Origin of the sequence: Synechococcus sp. R6-5 (assembly GCF_047461775.1) — a bacterium.
Lineage (GTDB): Bacteria > Cyanobacteriota > Cyanobacteriia > Thermostichales > Thermostichaceae > Thermostichus.
Genome location: NZ_JANSHV010000100.1, coordinates 1 through 8,087, shown reverse-complemented (window position 1 = coordinate 8,087; position 8,087 = coordinate 1). Strand labels below are relative to the sequence as shown.

Sequence of the window (8,087 nt, the reverse complement as noted above, 5' to 3'; positions counted from 1 at the left end):
GACGCACGCGCCCTACCGCTATGGTCATAGGACGTCTCTCCAGAACAATGACGACGAATAAAGTGCAATACAGCAGCGCCCACAACAGTTCTGAGCAGCACTGTCCTTCCATCTTACGAAAAATCAATAAGTTGCAACATAACCTCAAGATGAGGCGCTGCATCAGCTCATCCGGCGCAGGGATCCCTTGTGTTTTAGGATGGGAAGGGTTTTGGCTGAGGGCAACTGAGCCGGGATCCGTTCGCGGCGGTGGAGCGGAGCCCACAACAACAGGGAGGGCAGCGTGGTTCAAGCCAGGATTTTGTTCGCAGCGGCAGAGGCAGCACCTCTGGCCAAGGTGGGGGGCATGGCGGATGTGGTGGGATCCCTGCCTGTCGTTTTGCGCAAGCTGGGGCAGGATGTCCGCATCATCATGCCTCTGTATGGCTTTCTCTGGGACAAGTTCGGCCAGGAACCGGGGCAATACCCCCGCTCGAAAGATCCCATCTGGTCCAAACAGGTCATGGGTCAGGTGGCCGATATTTACGAAAGCGTTTTGCCCGGCACCGATGTGCCCCTCTACTTGGTCAGCCACTACTGCTTTGCTCCCCACCGCATCTACTACGGCGAGGACGAGTTCTGGCGCTTCACCTTTTTTGCCAACGCCGTAGCCGAATTTGCCTGGACTTACTACCCCTGGAAACCCAACATCATCCACTGCCACGATTGGCACACCGGCATGATCCCGGCCTGGATGCACCAAGCTCCCGATATTGGCACGGTGTTCACCATCCACAACCTGGCCTACCAAGGGCCCTGGCGCTGGCAACTGGAGCGCATGACCTGGCTGCCCTGGTATTTTTCTGCCCACAACACCATGGCTGCCGGGATCCTCTACGCCGACCAAGTGAACACCGTCTCGCCCACCTATGCGATGGAAATTCGCACCCCTCTGCATGGGGAAGGACTGCAGGACTTGTTGGCCTGGAAAGGGGAACGGTTGCGAGGAATTTTGAATGGGATCGACATCGATAGGTTTGATCCCCGCACCGACCCAGACCTAGAGGCCAATTTCAGCATCGATGATCTCAGCGGGCGGGCGACCAACAAAGCCACGCTACAGGCCAAGTTGGGCTTGACCGTCAACCCAGATACCTTTCTGATGGGCATGGTGGCCCGTTTGGTGGAGCAAAAAGGGATCGACTTGCTCATCCAAGCCTTGGATCGCTTCCTGGACTACAGCGACGCGCAATTTGTTTTGCTGGGAGGCAGCGGCGAAGCCTACTACGAAGGGCGGATCCGGGAGATGGCCGAGCGGCACCCGGGCAAAATGGCCTACCAAAAAGGCTACCAACCCAAGCTGGCCCAGTTGATCTACGGGGGGGCAGATGCGTTTTTGATGCCCAGCCGCTTTGAACCTTGTGGCATCAGCCAAATGATCGCCATGCGCTATGGGTGTGTGCCCATCGTCCGCCGCACGGGAGGGCTGGTGGATACCGTCAGCCACCACATCCCCAGCAAGGGGATCGGCACCGGCTACTGCTTTGACCGCTACGAAGCCCTGGACTTCTACACCTGTCTGGCGCGGGCTTGGGAAGCCTTCCAGCACAAAGAAACTTGGCAAGCGCTGCAGAAGCGGGGCATGGCCAGTGATTTCAGTTGGCACCGCTCAGCGCTGGAATACCTGCGCATGTATGAGCTGATTCTCAACCTACCGCTGCTGCCGGAAAAGCCTCCAGAGCCACCCAACTCGCCCAGCTCCTCTCCGCCCAAGCTCAAGAAGCCCATCTCCTCCCAGCCTCGCTCCAAAGGGATCCCTGAGCTGCAGCAAAGACCCGAGGAGTAGGGTAAAGTGGAACGGGTCAAGAGAGGTTTTGGGGGTTACCCGCACATGATCGGACGACGTCCCGCTGTTGCTTCCCAAGGCTGTCGCCAGGACGCCATCGCCCAGGGGCTCAGCCTTCTGCGCCGTTCTTGGGCGCGGTTGGTTTTCGGCGTACTGCTCGGCCTTGTCCTGGGCATGGGCTCCACCTTCTGGGCCACTGCTCAGCAGCTCCCTGCCGGACAGCAGCTTATTCCCAATCCGCAGCAGTTTCGCGCCCTAGAGCAACCCAGCAGCGCCCTCAGCGCGTTGCGAGCCGAACAACTGGCCGCCGAAGCCGATGCCGCCATCCAAGCGCAAAACTACGACCAGGCTGTCGAGCTGCTGCAACAGGTGTTCAACGCCTACAACCAGCGCTCCAACTACCACCAAGATCTCTCCCGCGCCTTCGCCGGGATCCAAAACCGCATCTCCGAAGAACAGCGGGAGCTGGCCCGTGTTGCCGCCCAAGCCCGGGATCAAGCCGCCTACGATTTGGCCGTGGTCTATCGCGCCGCCGGGCGACCGGAAGAGGCTGTGGGCTGGCTGATCCAGGTCATTAACAGCCAGGGCCCAACCCGCGAGCTGGGCACCCAAGCCTATCAGCAGCTCTTGGAAATCGGCTTTGTCAGCACCCCCTTTCCCAGTTAGAGCTGCTCTTCCAGATTGCGATAGAAAGCCAGCGCCGTTTGCCCATAGGTTCGTTGGTCAAAGCGCAGCAGGGATCCCACCTGGTCTGGTAGCTTCTGGCCGCTGCGATGCTCGACGATCAAGGTTCCGCCTGGCTTGAGCAAGGGCGGGATCAGGGGCAGGAGCGGGGCGTACAGACCGGCCTCGTAGGGAGGAGCAAAGTACACGTAATCAAATGGCTCCAAGTTCAGGCCGCGGCTGAGCAGCTTGCGGGCATCTCCCTGAATGACCTGGAAAGATTGCCCCAGCTGCGCCACCTTGGCCCAGTTGGCTCGGATGATGCGGCAGGCAGGGGCGGCAATCTCGATCCCGGCCACAAAAGCGGCCCCCTGACACAGAGCTTCTGCTCCCACCGTACCGGCCCCACAGCACAGATCCAGCCAGCGACAGCCTTCCACCTGCCCTTGCAAGATGTTGAACAAGGCCTGCCTCACCCGGCCAGGTGTGGGTCGAGTGCCCAAGCCAGCGGGAGTTTGCAGCGCTCGTTTGCCGCTGATGCGCAGGCTCATGGGATCCCTTCAGGGGCTAGGCGTGGCCGGCAACTGGCCGGTCAACCCACTGCGCTGGGCGGCGCGATCCCGCTCCATCTGGATTTGCTCCACCAAAGGTTGGGGCAGTTGGGCAGAAGCTTGCAGGGCTTGATCGAAAAGGGGGACGGCCTCTCGGTCTTGCCCTTTGGAAACCAAAATTTGCGCCTTGAGGTAGTAAAGCTCGGGGTTGCTGCAAGAAGCAGCAATGGCTCGATCCACCGCCTCCAGCGCCTCGTCAAAGCGCTGCATATCCCGGTAGGCCAGAGCTTGGCCGCGGTAGGACAGATAGTCAGGAGCTGCCATCCGAAACTGATTTAGAGCCTTCTCCCGGTAGGTCAGCAGCAAATCCATGTAGCCGTTGAGCAGATTGAGCTCCGGATCGCTGCTGTCCACTGCTTGGGCGGCCCGAATGGAAGCAAACAATTGATTGAGGGTGGGCAGAGCTTTGGGCAAACCGATGACCACCCCATCTCGCACCACTATGTTGGCTGCCTCCAGCCCATAGCCCACGCCCTCATAAAGGTTGCCCCGCAGGGGATCCGTCTTTTTCAACTCGGCGGCCACCTGTCGGGTTTGAGTGGCCAACTGGGCAAATGCTTCCAGGTCTCCCTCCTGATAAGCCAGCGCCGCCAACAGGGCATAGACCATCGGCTCTTCGGGGGAGGCCTTCTTGGCCATTTCCAGTTTTTCCCGGCTCTGGCTGTAGCGGCCTGCACAGAAGAACTCTTCAAAAGCTGCCGCCACCTCCGGCCTGATGGGGCGGGCATTGTCCCCGCTGCGGAAGGGATCCTGCGCCCAAACCGGCAGAGCGGATCCCCACACCCAACAAATCACCCCCAGCAGTTTGCCCAGCCTGCTCATTTTGCCGATACTCATCCCCAGTGCCTCAACTCCCACCCCCATCTAACCCTCTCTTCAGCGCAGCAGTTGGGCAATCGAAGCAATAGCCGCATCTTGAACCAACTCATTGGGCTCATAGGCCAGAAGATCGTGCAAGGGACCCAAGGCGCGCGGATCCCCAATTTGGCCGAGGGCACGGGCCGCCGCCTCCCGCACCACCGGCTCATCGTCCGCAAGCTTGGTCAGCAAAGCCGGCACCGCCTCCACCACCCGCATTTGCCCCAACCGGTAAATGGTTTGCAGTTGAGCCTCAAGAGGGGTTGCTGGGAGAGCAGAGCTGTACACAGAAATACCCGCAGAACCGTCGGAGGAGTAGCCGCCATAGGCCATCGAGATGGCCGAGAGAGCCTGCAACGCCTCTAGGGCACGAGATCGCTCTGCCCCGCTCATCTGGGGCAATTGAGCCACCAGATCATCAAAAGCTTGCTGCACAGGATCGACAGCCGCAACCTGTTGGGCAATGCGAGTTAATTGGCGATCCGCCTGCACCTGCTGCCAAGACTGGAACGCTGCCAGACCTGCCACTATCAAAGCCGCATCGGCCAGAATGGCCAGCAGCGCCATTCCTCCCCAAATCTTGCTGCGACGGCTGAGCCTCCGCATTTGCTTATCCACATAGACAAAGGCTTGGTGCTGCCGTTCCCAAAAGTCGGGGGCCACCTGCAGAGTTTGAGCGCTCAGATCGGGAGACAGAAGGTTTTCCTCGCGGGCTACCTCTAGGCTCTGTAGCCTTTGATTCAAGCGAGAAAATTGTTTCGTCCAGAGCCAAGTAAACATCAGGTCACGTCCTCTCTGCAAACCTGCCATCGAGAACCAAGTCTTGCTGACACAACATTGTGCAGGACATTGTGCGGGAACATTATGCGGGCTGTGCTGGCGTTCAGTGTCAGGCAAGGTTGGCCCACTTTCCCCTGGGATCCCAGAGGGGGAGCTTATGCGACAGGATAACAAAAGCGTCAGCTCCCCACCACCGGTCTTTACCCTAGAATCGCAGGATGCTTCTCAGTGTAGAGAGGCCGACGAAGGACGCAGAGAGGTTGACCGCGCTTGTGTGAGTGCTATGCACCGCTTCGCAACCGAGAGAACTCAAAGGCTACCGCGTCCAGCTTCCCGACACCCGGCTGACCGCTTGATCCATTCTGCCGCTGCCTGAGGAGATGCCATGACCACTGCCCTCACTCCCCGTAAAAGCTGTTGCTGAGTCGGTTCTGGCATCAAGCTCTCTCAATGTCTAGATAACTAGTGGATAACTAGTGCTATCTAGTGTTGTACGCCCCTATCCCTGACCGCCTCTCGTTCCCCCAGAAGCGATATGTGAATCTCTGTAGCTGCGGCCCGTTGGGCATCACCTCCAGGTAAGCGGAGAGGGTGGGATTCGAACCCACGGTGGCGTGAACCACGGCAGTTTTCAAGACTGCTTCCTTAAACCGCTCGGACACCTCTCCAAACTGCTGGGATCCCCAGACTTTATTCATTATTCATTTATGCTACGCAATGGGCTTCAGGCTGTGCAATCACCAGCCGACCACAACCTCCACAGACTTATCGGATCCCCTCGGCAAAAGCCCCCCTTCGACCGGGTAGGCGGCACCTATCTTGACTTGAGCCAAAGCCAGCAGCCATCGAGCAGATACCAAACTTAACCAGAAGGGTCCAGGATCCCCTTCTACACTGGCAGATAAGCCACCCCAGGAGGATATATGCCCACTCCACCCCCGCCCGGCATTACTCCCAAGCAGATGAATCTGCTGCGAGCCGTCACTGCGATGGCCTGGTCTGATGGTGCGCTAGAGGCTGCGGAAGTAGAACTCATCGCCCAGCAACTCTCTCAGCATTTTGCTTCGGATCCCGACCAGCGGGCCAGCTTGGCGCAAGAGATCCGCCAGTACCTAGTGCAGCAAGTCCCGTTGGAGGAGGTGCTGTCGAAAATCGGCGATGAGGCCGAGAAGCGTCTCATCCTCAAGTTGGGCTACCTGGTGATTGCCGCCAGCGCTCGCAGCCCGGAGGAGCCCGTGGTGAATCTGGAAGAGCTGGATGCTTTTCGGCAGTTGGTGGAAAAGCTGCAACTGTCACCGGCAGTGGTGCAACAGGTCTCTCAAGAGGCAGAGGCTGAGCTGGGGGATCCCAGCATTGCGCCGATTGAAGTCTTGGTGCAGGGGTTTACCCGCCACTGCCGCCGGAGACCTGAGTGGACGCCTGATGGTTGCGAATGGCCCGCTTGACCAAATTGAGGAAGGCAAAGGCCCGTTGGTCGGTGGGATCCAAGCGCATCACCGCTTGAAAGGCTGCTTCCGCCTGTTGCAGAACGGCCAGATCGATTTGTCCGTCCTCATCTGCTTCCAGTTGGGCCTTTTGCAAGAGGAGGGCCCCTCGATTGTAATGGGCTGCCACATGGTTGGGATCTGCCGCCAAAACGGCTTCCAGCTCTGTCAGGGCCGGATCCAGATAGCCGCTCATGCCCAGTACCCAGGCCAGCTTGTAACGAGCTTCGGTATGGGTTGGATCGGCAGCAACCGCCTGGCGAAACGCTTGGATGGCAGCCTGGAAATCGCCCGCTTGTACCGCTGCGATGCCTTCTTGGTAGCTGTCGTGAGCCATGAGCAAGTTTGGGGTTGAATGGGAACCTGGCGTGAGGTTATTTGCAGCTTAACCCTTGCCAAACGTGTTGCCCCCAATTCCCATCCTAGATGCCGAGAACAGAGCTGTGCCCCTGCCGGTTCAGCGTCTTTTCCCCCTGGGTGATGCCATCTGCAGCAGGAGAAACTGCCGCGGTAGGAGATTGGAGATTGCGCAAAGCCTGACCCCCTCAACCTGTGCCCCTTCCTAGGATGAACATAGCCATTGATCGGTTGTGAACCATGAACGCCAAACTGCTTTTCCTACCGCTGGCTTTGGGGCTGTCTGTGGCTCCGACCACCGCTGTTTTTCCGCAAACCCTAGGCATCTACCCTCCTTTACAAAGGCTGCAACTGGCCGATACTCGTCAGTTGGGATGTTGGCACCCGCTCCATCATTGTCAACCCCGTTCCTTCCGACCTGCGGGTGAATCTGGAGCTGGATCGGCACGGGTCTAACCCCATCTACCGGCCTGGCGAGCCGATTGCCATTACCCTGAGCACCAACCGCGATGCCTACGTTTACCTGTTCAGCATCCAAGCCGATGGCCGTACCCATCTGATTTTGCCCAACCGCTTTTCCGGTGGCAACGAGTTTCTGCGGGCCGGAGAAGTGCGCACCTTCCCGCCGCCAGGGGCCAGCTATCGGTTGACCATCGCTCCACCCTTCGGCCAAGCCCAGGTGTTGGCGGTGGCATCCCCCCGTCCGCTGAACTTCCAGGAGATTGCCTCTTTTGAGCAGAGTGGCTCCTTTGCCGACGTGCGGGTGCGGGGATCCCAACTGGGCAATGCCATTGCCCGCGCCATTATTGTCGAGGGGATCCCTTCCGACCAGTGGGTGACGGCCACCCGATTCTATCGGGTTGCCCCGCGCTAATCCAAGCTCTGAGACCTCAGGTGGATGGCCCGCACAGGATCCCCTTCATCGGGTATATGACCAGCCCCACCGTTCAAGCTGGGAAGGAAGTCAACCACCCCAAAGGCTGCCCAAAGATTGGGTTCATCTGCCACAATGAGAGCAGCCAAAGGTAGTCTCGGCTACGTTTCTCCTGTGCGGTTTTGGTCGGCCATTCTATGTCCCCTTCCTCCAAGCCCCTGAGCGAGCAGATTCGCAGCATTGACGACCATCTCTCCCGCCGACCCCTGGATCTGGATCCGGCGGGCTATTTCGTCATCTACTTGGATCGGGAGCAGAACCTCATTTGCGCCAAGTACTACAGCACCGTCATCAATGAGCGGGGGCTGGCCACCGATCCGGAAACAGGAGCTGTGATCCCGGCAAAGGGCTCCGTCAACCGATCCCCTGAACGGGTGTATGTTGGGCGCACGGCCAAAGAACTGTGTGTACAGATCTTTGAAAAGGAGCAGGAGAGAGTGGTCTCCCAGCTCAGCCATGCGGCCTACTTGGGAAGGGAGTTTCAAAAAGCCGAAGCTGCCCTGATCTCTGGCGAGGAGTACATCCAAGACTGATCCCTTCCCAGAAAGCTCACCAAATTTTCGGGCTGGAGGCCC

The 8,087-nt window shown here is 59.0% G+C and carries 9 protein-coding genes and 1 tRNA gene; 5 read left to right on the top strand and 5 right to left on the bottom strand.

Features of this window, described 5'->3' with window-relative positions:
- Positions 1-283: 283 nt before the first annotated feature.
- Both glgA and NW818_RS06040 read left to right on the top strand, forming a co-directional pair.
- Entirely contained in the window at positions 284-1,825 is a 1,542-nt protein-coding gene (glgA, locus tag NW818_RS06045; protein WP_414424081.1) for a glycogen synthase GlgA, read from the top strand.
- Positions 1,826-1,870: 45 nt separating this feature from the next.
- The gene (locus NW818_RS06040) at positions 1,871-2,491 is read left to right on the top strand and encodes a hypothetical protein (protein ID WP_414424080.1); all 621 of its coding nucleotides are present in this window, start codon (positions 1,871-1,873) and stop codon (positions 2,489-2,491) included.
- On the opposite strand, the gene rsmD is transcribed toward NW818_RS06040, so the two are convergent.
- The 4 genes from rsmD to NW818_RS06020 form a co-directional block, all read right to left on the bottom strand.
- On the bottom strand, positions 2,488-3,039 hold the full coding sequence (gene rsmD / locus NW818_RS06035; protein WP_011433333.1) for a 16S rRNA (guanine(966)-N(2))-methyltransferase RsmD: 552 nt from the start codon (positions 3,037-3,039) through the stop codon (positions 2,488-2,490). The genes NW818_RS06040 and rsmD overlap by 4 nt on opposite strands.
- 9 nt (positions 3,040-3,048) lie before the next feature.
- Positions 3,049-3,936 (bottom strand): Sll0314/Alr1548 family TPR repeat-containing protein, encoded by an 888-nt coding sequence (locus NW818_RS06030; RefSeq protein ID WP_414421606.1) that lies wholly within the window; start codon positions 3,934-3,936, stop codon positions 3,049-3,051.
- Between the two features lie 39 nt (positions 3,937-3,975).
- A complete protein-coding gene (locus NW818_RS06025; RefSeq protein ID WP_414413592.1) occupies positions 3,976-4,737 on the bottom strand; it encodes a HEAT repeat domain-containing protein in 762 nt (253 codons plus the stop codon).
- 583 nt (positions 4,738-5,320) lie between these two features.
- Positions 5,321-5,405 (bottom strand) — tRNA-Ser (locus NW818_RS06020).
- A gap of 255 nt (positions 5,406-5,660) precedes the next feature.
- Between NW818_RS06020 and NW818_RS06015 the strand changes: the two genes are divergently transcribed.
- Positions 5,661-6,182 carry a TerB family tellurite resistance protein gene (locus tag NW818_RS06015; protein ID WP_414342350.1) on the top strand — a complete coding sequence of 174 codons (522 nt, stop codon included), beginning with the start codon at positions 5,661-5,663 and terminating at the stop codon, positions 6,180-6,182.
- On the opposite strand, the gene NW818_RS06010 is transcribed toward NW818_RS06015, so the two are convergent.
- The gene (locus tag NW818_RS06010) at positions 6,121-6,558 is read right to left on the bottom strand and encodes a tetratricopeptide repeat protein (RefSeq protein ID WP_148202830.1); all 438 of its coding nucleotides are present in this window, start codon (positions 6,556-6,558) and stop codon (positions 6,121-6,123) included. The two genes, NW818_RS06015 and NW818_RS06010, sit on opposite strands and share 62 nt — an antisense overlap.
- 444 nt (positions 6,559-7,002) lie before the next feature.
- Here NW818_RS06010 and NW818_RS06005 point away from each other — a divergent pair, with 444 nt between their 5' ends.
- The gene (locus tag NW818_RS06005) at positions 7,003-7,452 is read left to right on the top strand and encodes a DUF4384 domain-containing protein (RefSeq protein WP_414424079.1); all 450 of its coding nucleotides are present in this window, start codon (positions 7,003-7,005) and stop codon (positions 7,450-7,452) included.
- A 197-nt stretch (positions 7,453-7,649) separates the two neighbouring features.
- Positions 7,650-8,045: a DUF4346 domain-containing protein gene (locus tag NW818_RS06000; protein ID WP_414330043.1), complete on the top strand. Its 396-nt coding sequence runs from the start codon at positions 7,650-7,652 to the stop codon at positions 8,043-8,045.
- Positions 8,046-8,087: the final 42 nt, after the last annotated feature.

Coding starts and splice junctions, on each gene's coding strand:
- NW818_RS06025 (WP_414413592.1), bottom strand. CDS start 4,737: ATGTTTACTTGGCTCTGGACGAAACAATTTTCTCGCTTGAATCAAAGG.
- NW818_RS06000 (WP_414330043.1), top strand. CDS start 7,650: ATGTCCCCTTCCTCCAAGCCCCTGAGCGAGCAGATTCGCAGCATTGAC.
- NW818_RS06040 (WP_414424080.1), top strand. CDS start 1,871: ATGATCGGACGACGTCCCGCTGTTGCTTCCCAAGGCTGTCGCCAGGAC.
- NW818_RS06030 (WP_414421606.1), bottom strand. CDS start 3,936: ATGAGTATCGGCAAAATGAGCAGGCTGGGCAAACTGCTGGGGGTGATT.
- NW818_RS06010 (WP_148202830.1), bottom strand. CDS start 6,558: ATGGCTCACGACAGCTACCAAGAAGGCATCGCAGCGGTACAAGCGGGC.
- NW818_RS06015 (WP_414342350.1), top strand. CDS start 5,661: ATGCCCACTCCACCCCCGCCCGGCATTACTCCCAAGCAGATGAATCTG.
- rsmD (WP_011433333.1), bottom strand. CDS start 3,039: ATGAGCCTGCGCATCAGCGGCAAACGAGCGCTGCAAACTCCCGCTGGC.